This is a genomic window from Cupriavidus pauculus (assembly GCF_008801835.1).
Lineage (GTDB): Bacteria > Pseudomonadota > Gammaproteobacteria > Burkholderiales > Burkholderiaceae > Cupriavidus > Cupriavidus pauculus.
The window spans coordinates 31,625-52,984 of sequence record NZ_VZOW01000034.1 but is presented as its reverse complement, the minus strand read 5'-3'; the positions used below and the strand labels follow the sequence as shown (position 1 = coordinate 52,984).

The window sequence follows — 21,360 nt, the reverse complement described above, 5'->3', positions numbered from 1 at the left end:
TTTTGCCCTTGCCGTCTTGCAATCTACGTACAACGCCGCGCAGCGATTAAGCTGACAGCGCGGACCCTTCCACGAGTCGGGGAGACAATGGATCTTTCGATTGCGGCCATCCTGGCGCAGGACGGCATTACTTCCGGCGCCATCTACGCGTTGCTGGCACTGGCGCTGGTGCTGGTGTTCTCGGTAACGCGCGTCATCTTCATACCCCAGGGCGAATTCGTGGCCTATGGCGCGCTGACGCTGGCCGCGATGCAGGCCGGGCACGCGCCTCAAACCACGTGGCTGCTGCTGGCCATGGGCGTGCTCACGTTTGTCTATGACGCGGCCGTGGTATTGCGCAGCCCGGACCTGCGCAGCATGGCGGCGCGACGGCTTGCCGTGCTGGCGGCCAAATACCTGCTGTTTCCCGTGGCCGTGCACTTGCTGGTGCAGCAGTACGGCGGCCAGCCGCTGCCGATGTTGGTGCAGGTGGCGGTGACGCTGCTGATCGTCGTGCCGCTCGGCCCAATGCTCTATCGCCTGGCGTACCAGCCGCTTGCCGAAGCCAGCACGCTGGTGTTGCTGATCGTTTCCGTGGGCGTGCATTTCGCGTTGGTCGGTCTGGGCCTCGTGATGTTTGGCGCGGAGGGTTCGCGCACGAATCCGTTTTCCGAGGCGCGTTTCGATGTCGGCAGCCTCAGCGTGTCTGGACAGAGCCTCTGGGTGGTGGCGGTGTCCGGCCTGCTGATCGCCGCGCTGTACTTCTTTTTCGAACGCACGCTGCAAGGCAAGGCGCTGCGCGCGACGGCCGTGAACCGGCTGGGCGCGCGGCTGGTGGGCATCGGCACCACGCAGGCCGGGCGACTTTCGTTCACGCTGGCGGCCGCGTTGGGCGCGTTGTGCGGCGTCCTGATTGCGCCGCTGACCACGGTCTATTACGAATCCGGCTTCCTGGTGGGCTTGAAGGGCTTCGTTGGCGCGATCGTCGGTGGCCTGGCGAGCTATCCGGTTGCGGCGCTCGGCGCGCTGTTGGTGGGGCTGCTCGAATCGTATTCGTCGTTCTGGGCGAGCGCCTTCAAGGAGGTGATCGTCTTTACGTTGATCATCCCGGTGCTGTTGTGGCGATCGCTCACGAGCAAGCATGTCGAGGAAGAGGAGTAAGCCATGACCATGCTCACCGACAAACCGATGGAAAAGCGCGTGGATGGCGAGGGCACCATCGCGTCGCAGCGGGGCGAGGCTGTGCGCGGCCATCTGCGCAACCGCATCCTGACGCTGCTGTTCGTGATGGCACTGGCGTTGCTTCCTGTGCTGCCGACGCCCGAGTTCTGGATCACGCTTGGCAACTACATTGGCCTGTACAGCATCGTGGCGATCGGGCTGGTGTTGCTGACCGGCGTGGGCGGCATGACGTCGTTCGGCCAGGCCGCATTTGTCGGGCTCGGCGCGTACAGCACCGCATACCTGACGACGCAGTTCGGGCTGTCTCCATGGGTGGGGCTCGTGGTGGGATTGATCATCACGGTGGCATCGGCCTATGTGATCGGATTGATCACGATGCGCATGTCCGGCCACTACCTGCCGCTGGCGACGATTGCATGGGGTCTGTCGCTGTTCTTCCTGTTTGGCAACCTCGAGTTTCTGGGCAAGTACGACGGCCTCAACGGCATCCCGGTGTTGTCGATCGCCGGTATCGAGCTGCAGTCGGGGCGGTCGATGTTCTATCTGATCTGGCTGGTGGTGCTGCTCGCGGTATTCGCCATGCAGAATCTGCTGGATTCGCGGCCCGGGCGTGCGATTCGCGCACTCAAGGGCGGCGGCACGATGGCCGAAGCCATGGGCGTCAACACCGCATGGATGAAGGTGGTGATCTTCGTCGTGGCCGCGATACTGGCGTGCGTATCGGGCTTTCTCTATGCGCATCTGCAACGCGCGGTGAATCCGACGCCGTTCGGACTCAACTACGGTATCGAGTACCTCTTCATGGCCGTGGTGGGCGGTGTGGGACACGTCTGGGGCGCGGTGCTGGGCGCCGGTGTGTTGACGATCCTGAAGGACGTGTTGCAGGGCGTGCTGCCCAAGTTGCTGGGGACCACAGGCAACTTCGAGATCATCGTGTTCGGCGTGCTGCTGGTGCTGTTGCTGCAGTACGCGCGTGACGGCATCTGGCCGTTCCTGCGCAGGCTGATGCCGTCGGGGCCGTCCGTGACCGCGCCCGCGCATGCTGCGGCGCTGCCGGTGCGGCAGAAGCCGGACGCCGGAGAGTTGATTCTCGATGTGCGCGCGGCGCGCAAGCAGTTTGGCGGGCTGGTGGCGGTGAACGACGTGAGCTTCCAGGTGCGCGCCGGGGAGATCATCGGATTGATCGGCCCCAACGGCGCGGGCAAGTCCACCACGTTCAATCTGGTGACCGGAGTGCTGCCGCTCACGAGCGGGGAAGTCCGCTATCGCGGCGAAGTGATTTCGGGCCTGCCTTCGCGCGAGATCGTGAAGCGCGGGGTCGGACGGACGTTCCAGCATGTGCATTTGCTGCCGACGATGACGGTGCTGGAAAACGTTGCGATCGGCGCGCACCTGCGCGGCGACTTCCGCGCGCAAGGCGGCGTATCCGCGGCGATCCTGCGCATGAACCGTGGCGAGGAACAGAAGCTGCTGTTCGAGGCGAAGCGCCAGCTCGAGCGCGTGGGGCTGGCCGACTGCATGTACATGGAGGCCGGCAGCCTGGCGCTGGGGCAGCAACGGATCCTGGAGATTGCGCGGGCGCTTTGCTGCGATCCGGCGCTGCTGTTGCTGGACGAACCAGCCGCAGGCCTGCGCTACAAGGAAAAGCAGGCGCTTGCCGATTTGCTGCGCAAGCTCAAAGGCGAAGGCATGAGTGTGCTGCTGGTGGAGCATGACATGGACTTTGTGATGAACCTGACCGATCGCCTCGTGGTGATGGAATTTGGCACGCGCATCGCCGAGGGCGTACCGGAAGAGGTGCAGAAGGATCCGGCAGTGCTGGAAGCGTATCTGGGCGGCATCGAGTGAGGATATGAGATGAGTCTGATTCTGGAAGTGAAGGACCTGCATGTCCGCTACGGCAAGGTCGAGGCGGTGCATGGCGCCAGTCTGCAGGTCGAGGCCGGCCGCATCGTCACTGTGATCGGGCCCAACGGCGCAGGGAAGTCCACCATGCTCAATGCCATCATGGGCGCGCTTCCTGCCACGGGGTCGTCGAGCGGCACGGTGCGCTATCTGGGGCACGACATGACCGGCATCCCCGTCGAGGGGCGCGTGGCGCGCGGCATGTGCCTGGTGCCGGAAAAGCGCGAGCTGTTTGCCACCATGTCGGTCGAGGACAATCTCCTGCTCGGGGCGTTCCGGCGCAAGAAGGCGGGCGAGCGCAACTATCTGGATCAGATGGACGTTGTCTACGATCTGTTTCCGCGCCTGCGGGAGCGCGCTAGGCAGGACGCGGGCACGCTGTCCGGCGGAGAACGGCAGATGCTGGCGGTGGGCCGTGCCCTGATGGCGAAGCCGCAATTGCTGATGCTGGACGAGCCCAGCCTTGGACTGGCGCCGCTGATCGTCAAGGAGATCTTTCACATCATCAGCAACCTGCGCAAGACCGGCGTGGCGACGTTGCTGATTGAACAGAATGCGAGGGCGGCCCTGCAGGTGGCGGACTACGGCTATGTGATCGAGACCGGCGATATGGCGCTGGAGGGCGAGGCCGCGGCCCTGGCCAGCAATCCCAAGGTGATCGAAACCTATCTGGGCCTGACCAGGAAAGCGGCCTGATCGTCCCGCCGCGCGCGGGGTGGCGACGTAAACTATTCGGTGTGGAGATTTTTCTGGCGTTTTGCGCCTAGATTTTATTTGCCGAATCGATGTTGTTCACAAAGATATCCACACTGTGGATAACCGGCTAAGAAGTCAGCACTTCGATATCAGTCTGAGCTACAGCAAGCAGCCACTCGCGGAAAACATGCAAGGCCGGATGCTCGCGTTTTTCGCGCGGCGAACACAGGAAATATCCCCGGCTGAGCGTAATCGGCAAATCGAACGGCGCGACCACCTGGCCCGCGTGGAGCGCGTCTCGCACCAGGCAGCGCTGCAGCACGGCGACACCCATATCGGCCTTGACGGCCTCCAGCAGAATCGACACCTGATCGAACCCGCGCGCGAGGGTTGGCGCAGCATCGGGTACGCCCGCGGCCTGCAGCCATTTCTGCCAGTTTGCGGGTGCAGTGGTGTGGAAAAGTAGGGGTTCGGCCAGCAGTTCGTGCGGAGTTTTCCACAGGTTGGCGATGCGTCTTGCATGGGCCCGCGCCGGATGACAAACCGGCACCATTTCGCGGCCGATCACATAGTCGACTTGCCATCCGGCCCACTGACTAGCCTCGCCGGCCAGTATCGCGGCATCGGGCCGTGCGCCGGAAAAATCCTCTTCCTTGCGATAGGGAACAAAGTCCAGGCGGATCTCGGGATGCCGGCGATGGAAGTCGGGCAGGCGCGGCACCAGCCAGACGCTGGCGAGCGTGGGTACGGCGGAAAGCGTCAGGTGATGCCGGCGATCTTTTTCGAACATTGCGGCGCTGGCGCCCTCCAACGCGGCAAGCGGCTCGGAAATCGCCGCCAGATAAGCGTTTCCGGCGTCGGTAAGGGTCAGCCTGTGCGCGTTGCGATGGAGCAGCGGCTGGCCGAAGTGGGCCTCCAGTCGGGCGATGGCGCGGCTGATGGCGCCTTGCGTGACACACAACGTGTCCGCCGCGCGCGTGAAGCTGCCCAGACGAGCGGCGGTAACGAACGCATGCAGCTCGGACATCGAAGGTGAGTGGAGGCGCATAGCCTTGTCGATCCGAGAATGATCTTTGGTAATGGAAGCGTGCAATATAGTCGTTTGTGCACAGCCGGTAAACTCGCGGAAACTCGTGGCTCGGTGATCCGCAAATCGAAAAAAGTACGAGGAGTTTGTCAGATGAATCGAGCCACTTGCGTGCGTGCCACGCGCCGCGAATTCTTGTTGTCCACAATGTTGTCCACAGCCGTCGGCGTCGCATTTGGCGCCATGGCGATGCCAGTTCTGGCACAGCCCAACTACCCGAGTAAACCGATCCGGCTGGTGGTGCCGTTCGCCGCTGGCGGTTCGACGGATCTGTCGGCGCGGCTGGTTGCGGAGTTCGCCGGACGCGAACTGGGCCAGACCATCGTGGTCGACAACAAGGGCGGGGCCGGTGGTTCGATCGGCATGGAGCAGGTGGCGCGTTCAGCGCCGGACGGCTACACGATCGGCATGGCGACGGTCAGCACGCATGGATCCAATCCGGCCGTCTATCCGAAGCTTGGCTACGATCCGATCAAGGATTTCACGCCGGTGACCAACGTCATCGCCATTCCGAGCGTGTTTGCCGTGCATCCCAGCATACCGGCCAAAACCATGCAGGAGTTTGTCGCCTTGGCCAAGGCCAATCCGGGCAAGTATACGTTTGCGTCGCCTGGGGCCGGATCGCTGGGCCACGTCAACATCGAGAACTTCATGATGCTGGCGAAGATCGACCTGCTGCACGTGCCCTACAAGGGCGCAGGCCTGGCGCTGAACGACGCCGTCGCGGGCCAGGTAAACGCGATCACCGATAACCTGGCGACCACGTTGCCTCACGTGAAATCGGGCCGGCTGCGCGCCTTGGCGGTGCTGGGTGCGCAGCGTTCTCCGCAGTTGCCCAACGTGCCGACGTACGCCGAGCTGGGCTACAAGGATATGGGTGAGGGCGGTTGGTTCGGCATCGTGGCGCCCGCCGGCACGCCGCAGCCGATCATTGCCAAGCTGAATGCGGCGATCCACAAGGCAATGGAGAATCCCGAGTTCAAGCGCAAGGTCGAGGAGTCCGGCGGCACGCTGGTGCCAACGACGCCCGAGCAGTTCAAGGCCCAGATCCAGCAGGCCATGGCGCGTTACGCGCGTGTGGCCAAGGCCGCCAACATCAAGCTGGACTGATCATGACGACTTACCAAGCGGTGACTGGCGATGCGCCCGGTGGCCCATTTACACTCGCATTGCCAGAGGGCGATGCAATTCCCCTGGTATGCGATTCGCCGCACAGCGGGGTCTTTTATCCATCCGATTTTGACGCGGCAGTGCCGCTGCATCGGCTGCGCGGGGGCGAGGATACCCATATCGATACGCTGTGGGCAGCCATTCCAAAGGTTGGCGGTACGCTGATCGGGGCGACATTCCCGCGCGTGTATATCGATCCGAACCGGACGCTCGATGATCTGGATCCAGACCTGCTGGCCGAGCCGTGGCCGACGCCGTTATCCCCAGGGGAGAAGACGCGGCTTGGCTACGGACTGATCTGGCGGAAGCTGGACGCTGCGACGCCGATTTACGACCGAAAGCTGACCGTGGCGGAGGTGCGTAACCGTATCGAACGCTACTACCGGCCGTATCATGCGGCGCTGGCGGAGGCGGTCGAGGCCGCATATCGGAAGTTCGGCGCACTGTGGCATCTGAATCTGCACTCGATGCCGAATAATGCCTACGAGCGTCTCAAGATCGTCAGCCCGCGGCCCTTGGCTGACTTTGTGCTCGGCGACCGGGACGGCACTACTTGCGAGCCGGGGATCGTTGATCTGGTGGAAGGCCAGCTGCGTGGCATGGGATACACCGTGGCGCGTAACGATCCGTACAAGGGCGTGCAGTTGATCGCTCAGATTGGCCGACCTGCGGAGCGCCGCAACAGCCTGCAAATCGAAATTCGGCGGCCGTTGTATATGGATGAAGCCACCAAGGCACCGAACGACGGATTCTCATCGCTGCAGCGGGATCTCGCGTCGCTCAGCGCCGCTGTCGCCGCCTATATCCGCGACCGCCTCTGACGTGTTTCACGTGAAACAGTGACTGTCTGCACAGCCCCGCGGAAGCGGGGCTTTTTGTTTGACGACGTGTTTTGCGCGTGGTGTTTCACGTGAAACACACATTCGCTCCCAGCAGGTATCGCCGACGCCATGTTCCACGTGAAACATCGTGTCCGAGCGGGGAACGACATTCGATTGCCGCTATAATTCGGCATCCTGTTTTTTCCCGCCCAGCCTCCCGGAGGAGGTGTCCCATGCTTTACCCGAAAGAATTCGACGTCATAGTCGTCGGCGGTGGTCACGCCGGCACCGAAGCCGCTCTCGCCGCCGCGCGAATGGGCTGCCAGACGCTGCTGCTCACGCACAACATCGAAACGTTGGGGCAGATGAGCTGCAATCCGTCGATTGGCGGCATTGGCAAGGGACATCTGGTCAAGGAAGTGGACGCGATGGGTGGCGCGATGGCTGCGGCTACCGATGAGGCGGGCATCCAGTTTCGGATCCTGAATTCGAGCAAGGGTCCGGCGGTCCGTGCGACCCGCGCTCAGGCTGACCGCGTCCTGTATCGGAAAGCGATCCGCACCCGGCTGGAAAACCAGCCAAACCTGATGCTGTTCCAGCAAGCGGTGGACGACCTGATGGTGGAGGGCGACCGTGTGGTCGGCGCACGTACGCAGGCTGGCATCGATTTCCGCGCGCGCGCGGTCGTGCTAACGGCCGGTACGTTTCTGGACGGCAAGATTCACGTCGGGCTCGATAACTACACTGGCGGCCGCGCGGGCGACCCGGCGGCTGTCTCGCTGTCGGCGCGTCTCAAGGAACTCAAGCTGCCGCAGGGCCGGCTGAAGACCGGCACGCCGCCGCGTATCGACGGGCGCACGATCGACTTTTCAGCAATGGAAGAACAGCCGGGCGATCTGGACCCGGTGCCGGTGTTCTCGTTTCTCGGCCATCCCGATCAGCACCCGCAACAGCTGCCGTGCTGGATTACCCACACGAACAGCCGTACCCACGACATTATCCGTGGCGGCCTGGACCGCTCGCCGATGTACACGGGCGTGATCGAAGGCGTGGGTCCGCGTTATTGCCCCAGTATCGAAGACAAGATCCACCGATTTTCGAGCAAGGAAAGCCATCAGATCTTCCTTGAACCAGAAGGGCTCACGACAAACGAGTTCTATCCGAATGGCATCTCCACGAGCCTGCCGTTCGATGTGCAGCTTGAGCTGGTCCACTCGATCCGCGGCATGGAGAACGCGCACATCCTGCGCCCGGGCTACGCCATCGAATACGACTATTTCGACCCGCGCGGGCTCAAGGCATCTCTGGAAAGCAAGGCGATCGAAGGCTTGTTCTTTGCGGGCCAGATCAACGGCACCACCGGTTATGAGGAAGCGGCGGCGCAGGGCCTGCTCGCCGGCATCAACGCTGGATGCTACGTGCGTGAACGCGACGCCTGGACGCCGCGCCGCGATCAGGCTTATCTGGGCGTGCTGGTGGATGACCTGATCACCCGCGGCGTGACCGAGCCATATCGCATGTTCACGAGCCGGGCCGAGTTCCGGCTAAGCCTGCGCGAGGACAACGCCGATATGCGCCTGACGGAAGCGGGGCGTGAATTGGGCGTGGTCGACGACGCACGGTGGGGTGCCTTCAATCGCAAGCGCGATGCTGTTTCACGTGAAACAGAGCGGCTCAAGAGCACGTGGGTGAACCCGGCGCTGCTGCCAGAAGCCGACGCGGTGCCGTTGCTCGGGAAAGTCATCGAGCGCGAGTATTCGCTGGCCGATCTGCTGCGGCGCCCGGAGGTAGGCTACGAAGCGCTGATGTCGTTGCAGGGCGGCCGGTTCGCACCGGAGGCGTCGCTATCGGATGATCCGCGCCTGGCCGAGCAGATTCGTGAGCAGATCGAAATCGGCATCAAGTACCACGGATACATCGCTCGCCAGGCCGCCGAGGTCGATAAGCTCGAAGCGAACGAAGCCACCAAGCTGCCGGCGAATTTCGACTACACCGAAGTGCGGGGGCTGGGCTTCGAGGTCAGCCAGAAACTGAACCAGCACCGGCCCGAAACCCTGGGTCAGGCCTCGCGCATTTCGGGTGTGACGCCTGCTGCGATTTCCTTGCTGCTGGTCCACCTCAAGAAGAAGGGCATGGGCCGCTCGCCGCAGACCACGCCGCCGGCGGGCAGCGGGCAGGAGGCGGCCTGAGTGGGCGGCTTTCGATATTCCGTGGTGGACGACACCGCCCAGCGCAAGCGTCTCGAAATCGGGCTCGATGCGATCGGCCTGAAGTTGGAGCCGTCGCAGATCGACACGCTGTTCGCGTACCTGACGCTCTTGCGCAAATGGAATAGCGTCTACAACCTCACGGCCATCCGTCACCCGGATGAAATGCTGACGCATCATCTGCTCGATTCGCTTGCCGCAGTGCCCGCGCTGGCGGAAGCCGCGTGCTCCAACGTCGTACCCAATGCTGCGCGGGGCAGGGTGCTCGATGTGGGATCGGGGGGCGGGATGCCAGGCATTCCGCTGGCGATTTCGGCGCCGGACGTCTCCGTGCTGATGGTCGACATCGTGCAGAAGAAAACGGCGTTTCTGACGCAATGCCGCGCGCAACTGCGTCTGACCAACGCGTCGGCCCATTGGGGACCGGTTGAAAAAATCGACGATCCGGACGGCTATGCCGTGATCACGTCGCGCGCCTTTGCCGAGTTAAGCGATTTCGTGAAGCTGTCCGGCCATCTGCTGGCGCCGGGCGGCAAATTATTGGCGATGAAGGGCGTTTATCCCCAGGACGAACTTGACCGCATGGAGGCGGCTGGCCTGATGCAGCTATGGCAGGTCGACGCAGTGCCGAAGCTGGCGGTGCCGGAACTGGATGCCGAGCGACATCTCGTCGTGTTGTCGCGGCGTTGAATCCACATTTGTGAACTATTGAGCATTATTCATCCGACGAATAAAATCGGATCGAATATGGCGCACCAAGGAGCTTCGAGCGCATATGGCCAAGGTATTCGTGATCGCAAACCAGAAAGGCGGCGTCGGCAAGACCACCACCACGGTGAATCTCGCCGCCGGTCTGGCAGCGCAGGACCAGCGTGTGTTGCTCGTCGACCTGGACCCGCAGGGCAATGCCTCGATGGGTTCGGGGATCGACAAACAGGCGCTGGAACACAGCGTGTACCAGGTGCTAGTGGGGCTGGCTTCGGTGGCGCAAGCGCGCCAGCGTTCCGAATCGGGCCGTTATGACGTGCTGCCGGCCAACCGCGAGCTGGCCGGCGCGGAAGTCGAACTGGTCGAACTGGAACAGCGCGAGCGTCGGCTCAAGCAGGCGCTGGCCGAGGTCGATGACCAGTACGATTTTGTGTTGGTCGATTGCCCGCCATCGCTGTCGTTGCTGACGCTGAACGGCCTGTGCGCGGCGCACGGCGTGATTGTGCCGATGCAGTGCGAGTACTTCGCGCTGGAAGGGCTGTCGGACCTCGTCAACACCATCAAGCAGGTCCATGCCAATCTGAATCGCGACCTCAAGGTCATCGGCCTGTTGCGCGTGATGTTCGATCCGCGGGTCACGCTGCAGCAACAGGTGTCGGCGCAACTCGAGGCCCATTTCGGCGAGAAGGTGTTCAAGACGGTGATCCCGCGCAATGTGCGACTGGCCGAGGCGCCGTCGTACGGCATGCCCGGCGTCGCGTTCGATGCGTCGTCCAAGGGCGCAAAGGCGTATCTCGATTTCGGCGCGGAAATGATCGCGCGCGTGCGGCAGCTCGGCTGAGCGCCCGCAACTTAGACAGCAAGGATGCGAGCATGGTGACCGCGAAGAAAAAGGGCCTGGGCCGGGGACTGGAAGCGCTGCTGGGCGGACCGGCGGAGATTGTCGAAACCGCGAAGCAGGAGGGCGCGCCGACGGTGTTGCGCGTCGATCAGCTGCAGCCCGGCAAGTATCAGCCCCGTACCCGGATGGACGAAGGCGCGCTGCAGGAACTCGCCGCCAGCATCCGCGTGCAGGGCCTGATGCAGCCGATCCTGGTGCGGCGCGTGGCCGAAGAAGGGCGCTACGAGATCATTGCCGGCGAACGCCGCTTCCGTGCATCCAAGCTGGCCGGACTGGACCGCGTGCCGGTGCTCGTCAAGGACGTGCCCGACGAAGCCGCGGCCGCGATGGCGCTGATCGAGAATATTCAGCGCGAAGACCTCAACCCGCTGGAAGAGGCGCAGGGCATCATGCGCCTGATCCGCGAATTCAACTTTACGCACGAGCAGGCCGCCGAGTCGGTGGGCCGCTCGCGCAGTGCGGTATCCAACCTGCTGCGCCTGCTGAATCTCGTCGCGCCGGTCCAGACCATGCTGATGGCCGGCGATCTCGACATGGGTCACGCCCGCGCGCTGCTGGCGGTGGATGGCGCCAATCAGATCACGCTGGCCAACCAGATCGTCAACAAGCGCCTGTCCGTACGCGAGACCGAAAAGCTCGTGGCCTCGACGCTCAAGCCGTTCGACCTCAAGTCGCTCAAGCAGAAACAGGGCAATGGCACGCGCGACGTGGCGCGGCTTGAGGAAGAACTGTCGGACATGCTCGGCCTAGCCGTGCAGATCAAGCTGGGCGCGCGCGGCAAAGGCCAGCTGACGATTCACTTCAGCAGCAACGACGCATTGGACGGCGTCCTCACGCGCCTGCGGGAGCCTGCGACCAGCGCCTAGCCGGTTATGCGCCGGGCGGCAACGGTTTTACCGATGAATCATTGCCGCTGTCGGCGCCACGCGACAACCGAGGGCGCGTGCACCATCTTGCAGCCAGAATCTGCGCGATAACCGCACGCACGCCCCAGCCAGGCACATCGCCGCGCTGGGTCGAGGGCGCGCCGCGGTGGGCCAAATCGCCATCGTGCCCCCATCCGGCTCCGCAATCCAATTACGTTTCGCATCGTTGCTGCGCAATATCACGCTAGCCATCATGGAAGCGTGATAGCAACCGTTGTGCGGAATTCACTGCAAGCTAACTGAAAGCACGTTGACTCGAATCAGCGATTCCTAATAGAATCGTGCGGTTTGAATTCTGGCCGGACCCAAAAAGTTCCGGCCTGGAACGAGGCTAGGCAGGTGGTGGTTCGAGACCGACAGCAGGACCGTTCGCAAGCCGGCGAGATGTCTCACGACAGTCGGCCCCGCAGCAATCATCGCGCCGATGACTGGCGCGACGACTGGGATGATGACGCCGGGCGGGAAGACGAGATTGTCGATCCGCTGTCGCACGCCGATGCGGTGAAGCTGCTTGGTGAAAGCGCGTTGCGGCCGTCGCGCATGACGCCGGCGAAGGTGGTGGTGGCGCAGTTTGCCGTTACCGTGCTGTCGGCGCTGGCGTGGGCAGTGTTCGCGCGCGACGCGGCGCCGTCGGGCTGGTCGGCCTTGTTTGGCGGATTGGCTTGCGCTGTGCCGAGCGGTTTCTTCGCACTGCGGCTGTGGTTGTCGCGCGGGCAGCCGTCGGTGGGTGGCCTGGTGGCCGGCGAGGCGATCAAGGTCTTCGGCACCGTGGCATTGCTGGTGCTGGTGATCGTGCTGTACCGCGATCTGCGTTGGATACCGATGCTGGTCACGTTCCTGTTGGCGCTCAAGACTTATTGGGTGGCGCTCGCGATCCGGTAGAACCCGGACTTTCGCGGATCCCGTCGCCCTTGGCGCCAAAAAGGCGGTGCCACGGCGTGGGATTCGGTCTCAGGTGAGGCACCCATCCGGAATATCAAGAGGTTTCACGCGCAGCGCGTCATCACGATGCAGCGCTGCGTGAGTCAGGTTTTGCCAGAACAAAAGGGCGTCCTTGCCCAGGCGGTGACCGGTCATGTGACCGAAGGCCAAAGCAAGACGCGTACCGGTTGTCGCTGAAGTCGGCGCCGACATACAAATTTCGCAATATACCGTTCGTTTCGACATGTCAGCTGAAGCTACTCAAGGCGCGGAGCACGTGCTCACACCCTCAGGCTATATCGCCGAACACTTGCAGAACTTTAATTCGGTCGGCGGCAAGCAGCATTCCGTGGTCGATTTCAGTGTCATCAACTATGACACCGTGTTCTGGTCGGTGCTGTGCGGCGCAATCGCCATCATCTTCCTGTACGCGGCCGCCCGCCGCGTCACGCCCGGCGTGCCGGGTCGCTTCCAGGCCTTCGTGGAAATGATCGTCGAGATGGTCGACGACCAGGCCAAGGGCATCATCCACGGCGACCGTTCGTGGATTGCGCCGCTGGCGCTGATGGTGTTCTGCTGGATCACCATGATGAACGCGATCGACTTGATCCCCGTCGACTGGGTCACCGGCCTGAACAACGTGCTGGGCATCTTCCACGTTCATCTTCCGCACCACCGCGCAGTGGCCACGGCCGATCTGAACGGCACGCTGGGCATGTCGTGCTCGGTGCTGGTGCTGATGATCTACTACAGCTTCAAGATCAAGGGCGCGGGCGGCTTCATGCACGAACTGTTCTCCGCACCGTTCGGCGCCAAGTGGTACCTGGCCCCGTTCAACCTGGTGCTGAACGTGATCGAGTTTCTGGCCAAGGCCGTTTCGCTGGGCATGCGGTTGTTCGGCAACATGTACGCCGGCGAGCTGGTCTTCCTGCTGATCGCGCTGCTCGGTTCGATCTGGACGTTCAGCGCCGATCTCTCCGCGCTGGGCTTCGTCGGCCACGTGGTTGCCGGCACCGTATGGGCGATCTTCCACATTCTGATCGTGCTGCTCCAGGCGTTCATTTTCATGATGCTGACGCTGGTGTATATCGGCCAGGCTCACGATCACCACTGATTTTCCGGTTCTTCGTTTTTTGGTTTTTTGGTTCTAAGTCTCTCTAAATTAAAGGAGTCATCATGCAAGCATATCTCGCCAACATCCAGGGTCTGACCGCTATCGGCATCGGCATCATCATCGGTCTGGGCGCTATCGGCGCCTGCCTGGGTATCGCCCTGATGGGTGGCAAGTACATCGAGGCATGCGCACGTCAGCCTGAGCTGATGAACCCGCTGCAAACCAAGATGTTCCTGCTGGCTGGTCTGATCGACGCTGCATTCCTGATCGGTGTGGGTGTTGCAATGCTGTTCGCCTTCGCCAACCCGCTGCTGTCGGTCATTCAGTAAGTCTTTTCGGTCTGCATGATGCTGACGGGCGGCGCAGGCCTCAGTCCGATGGCCTGGCCGCCCTTGTGCATTTATCTGTAGTTTGATTACCGAAAGGAACACACCATGAATCTGAACGCAACGTTTTTTGCGCAGATGGTCGTGTTCTTCATCCTGTGGTGGGTTGTTGCCAAATTCATTTGGCCGCCGCTGGTGAAGGCGCTCGACGAACGCGCAAAGAAGATCGCCGATGGCCTCGCCGCTGCCGAAAAGGGCAAGGCGGAGCTTGAACTCGCCAACAAGCGTGTGGACCAGGCCATGGCCGAAGCCCGCACCGAAGGCGCGCAACGTGTGGCCGACGCTGAGAAGCGCGCCCAGATGGCCGCCGACGAGATCAAGCAGAACGCCCAGGCAGAAGCCGCACGCATCATTGCCCAGGCCAAGGCCGAGGCAGAACAGCAAGTGACCCGGGCACGCGAAACGCTGCGCGACCAGGTTGCCGTGCTGGCCGTCAAGGGTGCCGAGCAGATCCTCAAGCGTGAAGTGAACGCGCAGGTGCACGCAGACCTGCTCAATCAACTCAAGGCTGAGCTCTAATCATGGCTGAAACCGCAACCATTGCCCGTCCCTACGCCGAGGCGCTGTTCCGCGTCGCGAGCGAAGCCGGTGCAGGCAACCTGGGTGCATGGTCCGAGCTGGTGTCGGAGATGGGGCAGGTAGCCGCCAACCCCGACATGCAGGCGCTCGCCACCGATCCGAACGTTCCGGGCGAGAAGCTCCAGGAAGTGTTCCTTTCGGTGCTGAAGAGTCCGGTGAACGACGAAGCCCGACGCTTCGTGACACTGCTGGTGGAAAACAACCGCCTGACAGTGTTGCCGGAAATCGCCGAACAGTTCCATGCGCTCAAGAACGCCCGCGAGGGGTCGTCCGACGTCGAAATCACCAGCGCATTCCCGCTGGACGATTCGCAGACGAACGAACTGGTCGCCGCACTCGAACGGAAGTTCGGTCGCAAGCTGCACGCAAAGGTGGCGGTGGACCCGTCGCTGATCGGCGGCGTAAGCGTCAAGGTCGGCGACGAAGTGCTCGACACCTCCGTGCGCGCGCGCCTGGCTGCCATGCAAGCCACGCTGACCGCCTGACCGCAACGGCCGACGGATTGAAGAATTAGGAGCATTGTGATGCAACTGAACCCCTCAGAAATCAGCGAGCTGATCAAGTCCCGCATCTCGGGTCTTGGCGCCGACGCTGAAGTGCGCAACACCGGCACGGTGATTTCCGTGACCGATGGTATCTGCCGCGTGCACGGCCTGTCTGGCGTGATGCAGGGCGAGATGCTGGAATTCCCCGGCAACACGTTTGGCCTGGCCCTGAACCTCGAGCGTGACTCGGTGGGTGCGGTGGTGCTGGGTGAATACGAACACATTTCGGAAGGCGATACGGTCAAGTGCACCGGCCGCATTCTGGAAGTGCCGGTTGGCAAGGAACTGCTGGGCCGCGTGGTGAACACGCTGGGCCAGCCGATCGACGGCAAGGGCCCGATCAACGCCAAGGAAACGGACGTGATCGAGAAGGTCGCGCCGGGCGTGATCGCACGTCAGTCGGTGAGCCAGCCGGTGCAGACCGGCCTGAAGTCGATCGACGCGATGGTGCCGATCGGCCGTGGCCAGCGCGAGCTGATCATCGGCGACCGCCAGACCGGCAAGACCGCCGTGGCCGTCGACGCGATCATCAACCAGAAGGGCAAGGGCGTCTTCTGCGTGTACGTGGCGATCGGCCAGAAGGCTTCGACGATCTCCAACGTGGTGCGCAAGCTCGAAGAGCACGGCGCCATGGAATACACGATCGTCGTGGCCGCAACGGCTTCGGACTCGGCAGCCATGCAGTACCTGGCCGCCTACGCCGGCTGCACGATGGGCGAATACTTCCGCGACCGCGGCGAAGACGCGCTGATCGTTTATGACGATCTGACCAAGCAGGCCTGGGCATATCGCCAGGTCTCGCTGCTGCTGCGCCGCCCGCCGGGCCGCGAAGCCTACCCGGGCGACGTGTTCTATCTGCACTCGCGTCTGCTGGAGCGTGCCGCTCGTGTGAACGAAGACTACGTGGCCAAGTTCACCAACGGCGCCGTGAACGGCAAGACCGGTTCGCTGACCGCGCTGCCGGTGATCGAAACGCAGGCCGGCGACGTGTCCGCGTTCGTGCCGACCAACGTGATCTCGATTACCGACGGCCAGATCTTCCTGGAAACCGATCTGTTCAACGCCGGCATCCGTCCCGCCATCAACGCGGGTATCTCGGTGTCGCGCGTGGGCGGTGCTGCCCAGACCAAGGTCATCAAGAAGCTGTCGGGCGGTATCCGTACCGATCTGGCCCAGTACCGTGAACTGGCTGCGTTCGCGCAGTTCGCTTCGGACCTGGACGATGCCACCCGCAAGCAGCTGGAACGCGGCCGCCGCGTGACGGAACTGCTCAAGCAGCCGCAGTACCAGCCGCTGCAGGTGTGGCAACTGGCCGCGTCGCTGTATGCCGCGAACAATGGCTTCCTCGACAACGTCGACGTGAAGGACATCCTGCCGTTCGAAAAGGGCCTGCACGACCACCTGAAGACCAAGTTCGCCGACCTCGTCAACCGCATCGAAGAGACCAAGGATCTGTCGAAGGACGACGAAGCCGCCCTGCGTGCCGCGATCGAGGATTTCAGGAAGTCCGCCGCGTTCTAACCGCGTGATTCCACGGACCGCGCCGTCATCGCCGCAAGGTGGGCGGCGCGGCACGAATGGAGAGGAAAGATATGGCCGGAACGAAAGAGATTCGAACCAAGATCAAGAGCGTGCAGAACACGCGCAAGATCACCAAGGCGATGGAGATGGTCGCCGCATCCAAGATGCGCAAGGCGCAGGAACGGATGCGCAACGCCCGCCCGTACGCCGAAAAAGTGCGCAATATCGCAGCGCATCTGGCCACTGCCAACCCCGAGTTCAAGCATCCGTTCATGGTGGGCCGCGACATCAAGCGCGCCGGCATGATCGTGGTGACGACCGACAAGGGTCTGTGCGGCGGCCTGAACACGAACGTGCTGCGTGCGGTGACCAACGAACTGAAGACCCTGCAGGGCCGCGGCGTGGAAGTGCAAGCCACCGCCATCGGCACCAAGGGCATGCAGTTCCTGGGCCGCATCGGCGCCAAGGTGGTCTCGAACGTGGTGCACCTCGGTGATACCCCGCATCTGGAAAAGCTGATCGGCGCGATCAAGGTCCAGCTGGACGCCTTTACCAACGGCGAAATCGACGCGGTGTACTTGGCATATACCAAGTTCATCAACACGATGAAGCAGGAGCCGATGGTCGAGCAACTGCTGCCGCTGGCGGCCGACAAGCTGACCCAGACCGAAGATGAAAAGCGCGCCTACTCGTGGGATTACATCTACGAGCCCGACGCCCAGACGGTTGTGGAAGAGCTGCTGGTCCGCTACGTCGAAGCGCTGGTGTACCAGGCCGTGGCCGAAAACATGGCGTCGGAACAATCCGCGCGCATGGTGGCCATGAAGGCGGCTTCCGACAATGCCAAGAACGTGATTGGCGAACTGCAGCTGGTCTACAACAAGACCCGCCAGGCAGCGATCACGAAGGAACTGTCGGAAATCGTCAGCGGCGCAGCTGCGGTCTAAGGCGTCAAGAATTCAAGCTATCGGAGATACGAAATGAGTATCGGAAATATTGTGCAGTGCATTGGCGCCGTGGTGGACATCGAGTTCCCGCGCGACGCAATGCCGAAGGTGTACGACGCGCTCGTGCTCGAAGAGGGCAACGACAAGTCGTTTGCCGAGAAGGGTCTGACCTTCGAAGTGCAGCAACAGCTCGGCGACGGCGTGGTGCGTACCATTGCGCTGGGTTCGTCGGATGGCCTGCGCCGCGGCATGGCAGTGAAGAGCACCGGCGCCCCCATCTCGGTGCCGGTTGGCCACGGCACGCTGGGCCGCATCATGGACGTGCTGGGTCGCCCGATCGACGAAGCCGGTCCGATCGCCGCGGACGAAAAGCGCGCGATTCACCAGAAGGCCCCGAAGTTCGACGAACTGTCGCCGTCGGTTGACCTGCTGGAAACGGGCATCAAGGTGATCGACCTGGTCTGCCCGTTCGCCAAGGGCGGCAAGGTGGGTCTGTTCGGTGGCGCCGGCGTCGGCAAGACCGTGAACATGATGGAACTCATCAACAACATCGCCAAGCAGCACAGCGGTTTGTCGGTGTTTGCAGGCGTGGGCGAGCGTACCCGTGAGGGCAACGACTTCTACCACGAAATGAAGGACTCGAACGTGCTCGACAAGGTGGCCATGGTGTTCGGCCAGATGAACGAGCCGCCGGGCAACCGTCTGCGCGTGGCGCTGACCGGCCTGACCATGGCCGAGCGTTTCCGTGACGAAGGCCGCGACATCCTGTTCTTCGTCGACAACATCTACCGCTACACGCTGGCCGGTACCGAAGTGTCGGCACTGCTGGGCCGTATGCCTTCGGCCGTGGGCTATCAGCCGACGCTGGCTGAAGAAATGGGCAAGCTGCAGGAGCGCATCACGTCGACCAAGACCGGCTCGATCACGTCGATCCAGGCCGTGTACGTGCCTGCCGATGACTTGACCGACCCGTCGCCGGCCACCACCTTCCTGCACTTGGACTCGACCGTCGTGCTGTCGCGTGACATCGCCGCGCTGGGTATCTACCCCGCCGTCGATCCGCTCGACTCGACCTCGCGCCAGCTGGATCCGCAAGTCGTTGGCACGGAACACTACGAAGTGGCCCGCCGCGTCCAGCAGACCCTGCAGCGCTACAAGGAACTGCGCGACATCATCGCGATTCTGGGCATGGACGAACTGTCGCCGGAAGACAAGCTGGCCGTGTCGCGCGCTCGTAAGATCCAGCGTTTCCTGTCGCAGCCGTTCCACGTGGCCGAAGTGTTCACGGGTTCGCCAGGCAAGTACGTGCCGCTGAAGGAAACCATCCGTGGTTTCAAGATGCTGGTGGACGGCGAATGCGATCACCTGCCGGAACAGGCGTTCTACATGGTGGGTTCGATCGACGAAGCCTTCGAGAAGGCCAAGAAGCTTCAGTAAGCGGCGTTCGCCGCCTTGGCCCACGGCAGCGGCGCGCGGACAGTTCCACGTCCGCGGCAGCCGCGCCAGCGCTGAAGGCGGAGTACGTGCTTCCTGATATCGGGAAGCAAACGCTTTCTGGAGAAAGGATCTTATATGGCAACCATTCTTGTAGACGTCGTCAGCGCGGAAGCTTCGATCTTCTCCGGTCAGGCGAAGTTCGTGGCGCTGCCGGGCGAGACGGGTGAGCTGGGTATTCTGCCCGGCCACACGCCGCTGATCACCCGTATCCAGCCGGGTGCAGTGCGCATCGAGAAGGAAGACGGCAGCGAAGAATTTGTGTTCGTGGCCGGCGGCATTCTCGAAATCCAGCCTCAGCACGTCACCGTGTTGGCCGACACCGCCATCCGCGGTTCGGACCTGGACGAAGCCAAGGCTCAGGAAGCCAAGCGCGCCGCAGAGGAACTGATGCAGAATCAGAGCGGCGACCTGGACCTGGCTCGCGCCCAGAGCGAGCTGGCAGTAGCGGCCGCGCAACTGGCTGCTATCGCCCGCCTGCGTCGTAAGAAGTAAGCATGACACTGCAGGGACTGCGCTGTTGTATTTTGAGCGCAGCAGTAAAAAAGGCAGCCAGTCGGCTGCCTTTTTTTTCGGACGGGCGCTATATTTCCCAGCCTGGACCACAAAAAAAAGCGCGCGGGCCGGGGAGGCTCCGCGCGGACGGGAAAATCCCTTCGAGGGGTCAATTCGAAGGAACGGGTTCGGTCCAGGAATCACTTACAAGCGCAACGGAACTTTCTTTCCGCAATCTCGGCGAGATTCCAGTTCTCGGAGTCTCAAGCCTCGCGCTATCGGTCTTCCTGGTATTCCGGATCAGTGGATTGCACTCCGCTGATCCGGAAAAATCGAGGTACTGCTCAGGCTTTCTTCCACATCCCCTTATTATTCAATGCTTTAGCGGCAGGGATGCCCCACACCAAGGGCTGGTGTGTCAATGCATTGTGGGGGAAACTTATGGCGATGGCAGTAACAAAATGTATCGGTTTGCAAGTAGATGAAAGTGCGGCGCGTCAGAAGACGGCGTTTTGAACACTTTTATCCGATTATGAAACCGATTTCACTATCGCTTTCCCATTTCTCTACGCCGGTGAATGTTAAGACAATTTGTTGCTAGCGTACTGAATGCATTACGTTTTTTCTGGCGAGCTCTTTGGTAATCCCTTCTTTCGAGGGGTGCGATAAAACCGGCGTCGGCAATTGTGTTCGCTAGCGCATTCAGCGTTACGATTCGAAACGGTTGCCGTGGCGCTTTTTCGCACCAACACCTGCCTCCGGTGCCATTACACTGGCGGCCGTTCTTTCCACATGACGCGCTGCCATGGCCATCGATCCCCAACTCCAAGCTTATTACCTTCGCATGGCCGAGCGCTACGCCGGCGCGCCCGCGGCGGTTGACGCCCCCGCGCGCCGTGCACGTTTCGAGGATGTAGCGGCACAGTCGCAGTGGCCCGATCCTGACAATATTGCAGTCAGCGATCTGCTGATCGATGGCGGCGCCGGACAGTTGTCCGCGCGCTTATTTCGCCCGTCGAATATCGACGCGCCGCGCCTGATCGTCTATTTCCACGGTGGCGGATGGGTGGTCGGATCGCCGCGAACCCACCACACGGTCGCCGCGCTGCTGGCCGCCGATACCGGATGCGCCGTCGCCAGCGTCGACTACCGCCTCGCGCCGGAACATGCGTTTCCGGCCCCGGCCGACGATGCATTGGCGGCCGTGCAATGGTTTGCCGACGCCCGCGCGCGACTTGGATTTGCCCCGGACTTTTTGGCAGTTGCCGGCGACAGTGCCGGGGCGCATCTGGCGGCGACAGCGGCACGAGCCATCAACGATGCCGCCAGCCAGCACGTCGTGCGTGCGCAACTGCTGATCTATCCGGTAGCCGCGCCCGTGCTCACCACGGAAAGTTATCGCGCATTTGCCGATGGGCCAGGCCTGACCCGGGACGAAATGTCGTGGTTCTGGACCCAGTACATCGGCGCCGAGGCACTTGCCCGTGGCGCAGAGCACGCGGATCCGCGCGTGCATCTGATGGCCACGCCGCCCCGGTGGCGGCCGCCGGCCAGCGTCGTGATGGTGGCGGCCAACGATGTCTTGCGCGACGACGGGCTGGCCTACGCCGATTTCCTGGTGCGTCACGATGCGCCAGTCATCACCATCGAAGCCAGCGGCATGACGCATGGATTCGCGCGGCTGCAGCCTGACGCGCCACGCGCGCGCGAATGGATGCGCCGCGCAGCGCATGCCTTCGTCGACAGCTTCGACGACGTTTGAAAGCTGCCGCAAGG

Annotated in this window: 21 protein-coding genes; 19 read left to right on the top strand and 2 right to left on the bottom strand. The window is 62.5% G+C overall.

Going from position 1 to position 21,360, the window contains the following annotated elements:
- Positions 1–87 precede the first annotated feature (87 nt).
- The 3 genes from F7R19_RS24335 to F7R19_RS24325 all read left to right on the top strand — a co-directional run bounded on the left by F7R19_RS24335 (position 88) and on the right by F7R19_RS24325 (position 3,762).
- Complete coding sequence (locus F7R19_RS24335) at positions 88–1,140, top strand: branched-chain amino acid ABC transporter permease (RefSeq protein WP_061953390.1); 1,053 nt, start codon at positions 88–90, stop codon at positions 1,138–1,140.
- Between the two features lie 126 nt (positions 1,141–1,266).
- On the top strand, positions 1,267–3,009 hold the full coding sequence (locus tag F7R19_RS24330) for a branched-chain amino acid ABC transporter ATP-binding protein/permease (protein ID WP_407648863.1): 1,743 nt from the start codon (positions 1,267–1,269) through the stop codon (positions 3,007–3,009).
- A 9-nt stretch (positions 3,010–3,018) separates the two neighbouring features.
- On the top strand, positions 3,019–3,762 hold the full coding sequence (locus F7R19_RS24325) for an ABC transporter ATP-binding protein (protein WP_061953394.1): 744 nt from the start codon (positions 3,019–3,021) through the stop codon (positions 3,760–3,762).
- Positions 3,763–3,889: 127 nt separating this feature from the next.
- On the opposite strand, the gene F7R19_RS24320 is transcribed toward F7R19_RS24325, so the two are convergent.
- Positions 3,890–4,810, bottom strand: coding sequence for a LysR substrate-binding domain-containing protein (locus tag F7R19_RS24320; RefSeq protein ID WP_150982280.1), 921 nt, complete (start codon positions 4,808–4,810; stop codon positions 3,890–3,892).
- Positions 4,811–4,942: 132 nt separating this feature from the next.
- Between F7R19_RS24320 and F7R19_RS24315 the strand changes: the two genes are divergently transcribed.
- From F7R19_RS24315 to F7R19_RS24285, 7 genes are all read left to right on the top strand, one after another.
- Positions 4,943–5,959 carry a Bug family tripartite tricarboxylate transporter substrate binding protein gene (locus F7R19_RS24315; RefSeq protein ID WP_150982279.1) on the top strand — a complete coding sequence of 339 codons (1,017 nt, stop codon included), beginning with the start codon at positions 4,943–4,945 and terminating at the stop codon, positions 5,957–5,959.
- 2 nt (positions 5,960–5,961) lie between these two features.
- The gene (locus tag F7R19_RS24310; protein ID WP_061953400.1) at positions 5,962–6,840 is read left to right on the top strand and encodes an N-formylglutamate amidohydrolase; all 879 of its coding nucleotides are present in this window, start codon (positions 5,962–5,964) and stop codon (positions 6,838–6,840) included.
- A 233-nt stretch (positions 6,841–7,073) separates the two neighbouring features.
- Positions 7,074–9,029 carry a tRNA uridine-5-carboxymethylaminomethyl(34) synthesis enzyme MnmG gene (mnmG, locus tag F7R19_RS24305; RefSeq protein ID WP_150982278.1) on the top strand — a complete coding sequence of 652 codons (1,956 nt, stop codon included), beginning with the start codon at positions 7,074–7,076 and terminating at the stop codon, positions 9,027–9,029.
- Positions 9,030–9,737: a 16S rRNA (guanine(527)-N(7))-methyltransferase RsmG gene (rsmG, locus tag F7R19_RS24300; protein WP_150982277.1), complete on the top strand. Its 708-nt coding sequence runs from the start codon at positions 9,030–9,032 to the stop codon at positions 9,735–9,737.
- An 85-nt stretch (positions 9,738–9,822) separates the two neighbouring features.
- Positions 9,823–10,596 carry a ParA family protein gene (locus F7R19_RS24295; RefSeq protein ID WP_150982276.1) on the top strand — a complete coding sequence of 258 codons (774 nt, stop codon included), beginning with the start codon at positions 9,823–9,825 and terminating at the stop codon, positions 10,594–10,596.
- Between the two features lie 32 nt (positions 10,597–10,628).
- Complete coding sequence (locus F7R19_RS24290; protein WP_061953408.1) at positions 10,629–11,522, top strand: ParB/RepB/Spo0J family partition protein; 894 nt, start codon at positions 10,629–10,631, stop codon at positions 11,520–11,522.
- Positions 11,523–11,966: 444 nt separating this feature from the next.
- Complete coding sequence (locus F7R19_RS24285; protein ID WP_150982275.1) at positions 11,967–12,464, top strand: ATP synthase subunit I; 498 nt, start codon at positions 11,967–11,969, stop codon at positions 12,462–12,464.
- A 69-nt stretch (positions 12,465–12,533) separates the two neighbouring features.
- On the opposite strand, the gene F7R19_RS24280 is transcribed toward F7R19_RS24285, so the two are convergent.
- On the bottom strand, positions 12,534–12,716 hold the full coding sequence (locus F7R19_RS24280; RefSeq protein WP_150982274.1) for a hypothetical protein: 183 nt from the start codon (positions 12,714–12,716) through the stop codon (positions 12,534–12,536).
- A gap of 31 nt (positions 12,717–12,747) precedes the next feature.
- On the opposite strand from F7R19_RS24280, the gene atpB reads away from it, so the two are divergent.
- The 9 genes from atpB (at position 12,748) to F7R19_RS24235 (ending at position 21,346) form a co-directional block, all read left to right on the top strand.
- The gene (gene atpB / locus F7R19_RS24275) at positions 12,748–13,617 is read left to right on the top strand and encodes a F0F1 ATP synthase subunit A (RefSeq protein WP_061953412.1); all 870 of its coding nucleotides are present in this window, start codon (positions 12,748–12,750) and stop codon (positions 13,615–13,617) included.
- 62 nt (positions 13,618–13,679) lie between these two features.
- Positions 13,680–13,946: a F0F1 ATP synthase subunit C gene (atpE, locus tag F7R19_RS24270; protein WP_008650162.1), complete on the top strand. Its 267-nt coding sequence runs from the start codon at positions 13,680–13,682 to the stop codon at positions 13,944–13,946.
- Between the two features lie 105 nt (positions 13,947–14,051).
- Entirely contained in the window at positions 14,052–14,522 is a 471-nt protein-coding gene (locus F7R19_RS24265) for a F0F1 ATP synthase subunit B (protein WP_061953414.1), read from the top strand.
- A gap of 2 nt (positions 14,523–14,524) precedes the next feature.
- A complete protein-coding gene (locus F7R19_RS24260) occupies positions 14,525–15,067 on the top strand; it encodes a F0F1 ATP synthase subunit delta (protein ID WP_061953416.1) in 543 nt (180 codons plus the stop codon).
- A gap of 39 nt (positions 15,068–15,106) precedes the next feature.
- Positions 15,107–16,648 carry a F0F1 ATP synthase subunit alpha gene (gene atpA / locus F7R19_RS24255; protein ID WP_150982273.1) on the top strand — a complete coding sequence of 514 codons (1,542 nt, stop codon included), beginning with the start codon at positions 15,107–15,109 and terminating at the stop codon, positions 16,646–16,648.
- Between the two features lie 71 nt (positions 16,649–16,719).
- The gene (gene atpG, locus F7R19_RS24250) at positions 16,720–17,595 is read left to right on the top strand and encodes a F0F1 ATP synthase subunit gamma (RefSeq protein ID WP_061953419.1); all 876 of its coding nucleotides are present in this window, start codon (positions 16,720–16,722) and stop codon (positions 17,593–17,595) included.
- Between the two features lie 33 nt (positions 17,596–17,628).
- Positions 17,629–19,032, top strand: a complete 1,404-nt coding sequence (gene atpD, locus F7R19_RS24245; protein WP_061953421.1) for a F0F1 ATP synthase subunit beta — start codon at positions 17,629–17,631, stop codon at positions 19,030–19,032.
- Positions 19,033–19,167: 135 nt separating this feature from the next.
- Complete coding sequence (locus F7R19_RS24240) at positions 19,168–19,584, top strand: F0F1 ATP synthase subunit epsilon (protein ID WP_061953423.1); 417 nt, start codon at positions 19,168–19,170, stop codon at positions 19,582–19,584.
- A gap of 805 nt (positions 19,585–20,389) precedes the next feature.
- Positions 20,390–21,346, top strand: a complete 957-nt coding sequence (locus tag F7R19_RS24235; RefSeq protein ID WP_150982272.1) for an alpha/beta hydrolase — start codon at positions 20,390–20,392, stop codon at positions 21,344–21,346.
- Positions 21,347–21,360 lie beyond the last annotated feature (14 nt).

Excerpts from the sequence above, each read along its gene's own strand:
- F7R19_RS24335 (WP_061953390.1), top strand. The coding sequence starts at position 88 with ATGGATCTTTCGATTGCGGCCATCCTGGCGCAGGACGGCATTACTTCC.
- F7R19_RS24330 (WP_407648863.1), top strand. The coding sequence starts at position 1,267 with ATGGCACTGGCGTTGCTTCCTGTGCTGCCGACGCCCGAGTTCTGGATC.
- F7R19_RS24325 (WP_061953394.1), top strand. The coding sequence starts at position 3,019 with ATGAGTCTGATTCTGGAAGTGAAGGACCTGCATGTCCGCTACGGCAAG.
- F7R19_RS24320 (WP_150982280.1), bottom strand. The coding sequence starts at position 4,810 with ATGCGCCTCCACTCACCTTCGATGTCCGAGCTGCATGCGTTCGTTACC.
- F7R19_RS24315 (WP_150982279.1), top strand. The coding sequence starts at position 4,943 with ATGAATCGAGCCACTTGCGTGCGTGCCACGCGCCGCGAATTCTTGTTG.
- F7R19_RS24310 (WP_061953400.1), top strand. The coding sequence starts at position 5,962 with ATGACGACTTACCAAGCGGTGACTGGCGATGCGCCCGGTGGCCCATTT.
- mnmG (WP_150982278.1), top strand. The coding sequence starts at position 7,074 with ATGCTTTACCCGAAAGAATTCGACGTCATAGTCGTCGGCGGTGGTCAC.
- F7R19_RS24295 (WP_150982276.1), top strand. The coding sequence starts at position 9,823 with ATGGCCAAGGTATTCGTGATCGCAAACCAGAAAGGCGGCGTCGGCAAG.
- F7R19_RS24290 (WP_061953408.1), top strand. The coding sequence starts at position 10,629 with ATGGTGACCGCGAAGAAAAAGGGCCTGGGCCGGGGACTGGAAGCGCTG.
- F7R19_RS24285 (WP_150982275.1), top strand. The coding sequence starts at position 11,967 with ATGTCTCACGACAGTCGGCCCCGCAGCAATCATCGCGCCGATGACTGG.
- F7R19_RS24280 (WP_150982274.1), bottom strand. The coding sequence starts at position 12,716 with ATGTCGGCGCCGACTTCAGCGACAACCGGTACGCGTCTTGCTTTGGCC.
- atpB (WP_061953412.1), top strand. The coding sequence starts at position 12,748 with ATGTCAGCTGAAGCTACTCAAGGCGCGGAGCACGTGCTCACACCCTCA.
- atpE (WP_008650162.1), top strand. The coding sequence starts at position 13,680 with ATGCAAGCATATCTCGCCAACATCCAGGGTCTGACCGCTATCGGCATC.
- F7R19_RS24265 (WP_061953414.1), top strand. The coding sequence starts at position 14,052 with ATGAATCTGAACGCAACGTTTTTTGCGCAGATGGTCGTGTTCTTCATC.
- F7R19_RS24260 (WP_061953416.1), top strand. The coding sequence starts at position 14,525 with ATGGCTGAAACCGCAACCATTGCCCGTCCCTACGCCGAGGCGCTGTTC.
- atpA (WP_150982273.1), top strand. The coding sequence starts at position 15,107 with ATGCAACTGAACCCCTCAGAAATCAGCGAGCTGATCAAGTCCCGCATC.
- atpG (WP_061953419.1), top strand. The coding sequence starts at position 16,720 with ATGGCCGGAACGAAAGAGATTCGAACCAAGATCAAGAGCGTGCAGAAC.
- atpD (WP_061953421.1), top strand. The coding sequence starts at position 17,629 with ATGAGTATCGGAAATATTGTGCAGTGCATTGGCGCCGTGGTGGACATC.
- F7R19_RS24240 (WP_061953423.1), top strand. The coding sequence starts at position 19,168 with ATGGCAACCATTCTTGTAGACGTCGTCAGCGCGGAAGCTTCGATCTTC.
- F7R19_RS24235 (WP_150982272.1), top strand. The coding sequence starts at position 20,390 with ATGGCCATCGATCCCCAACTCCAAGCTTATTACCTTCGCATGGCCGAG.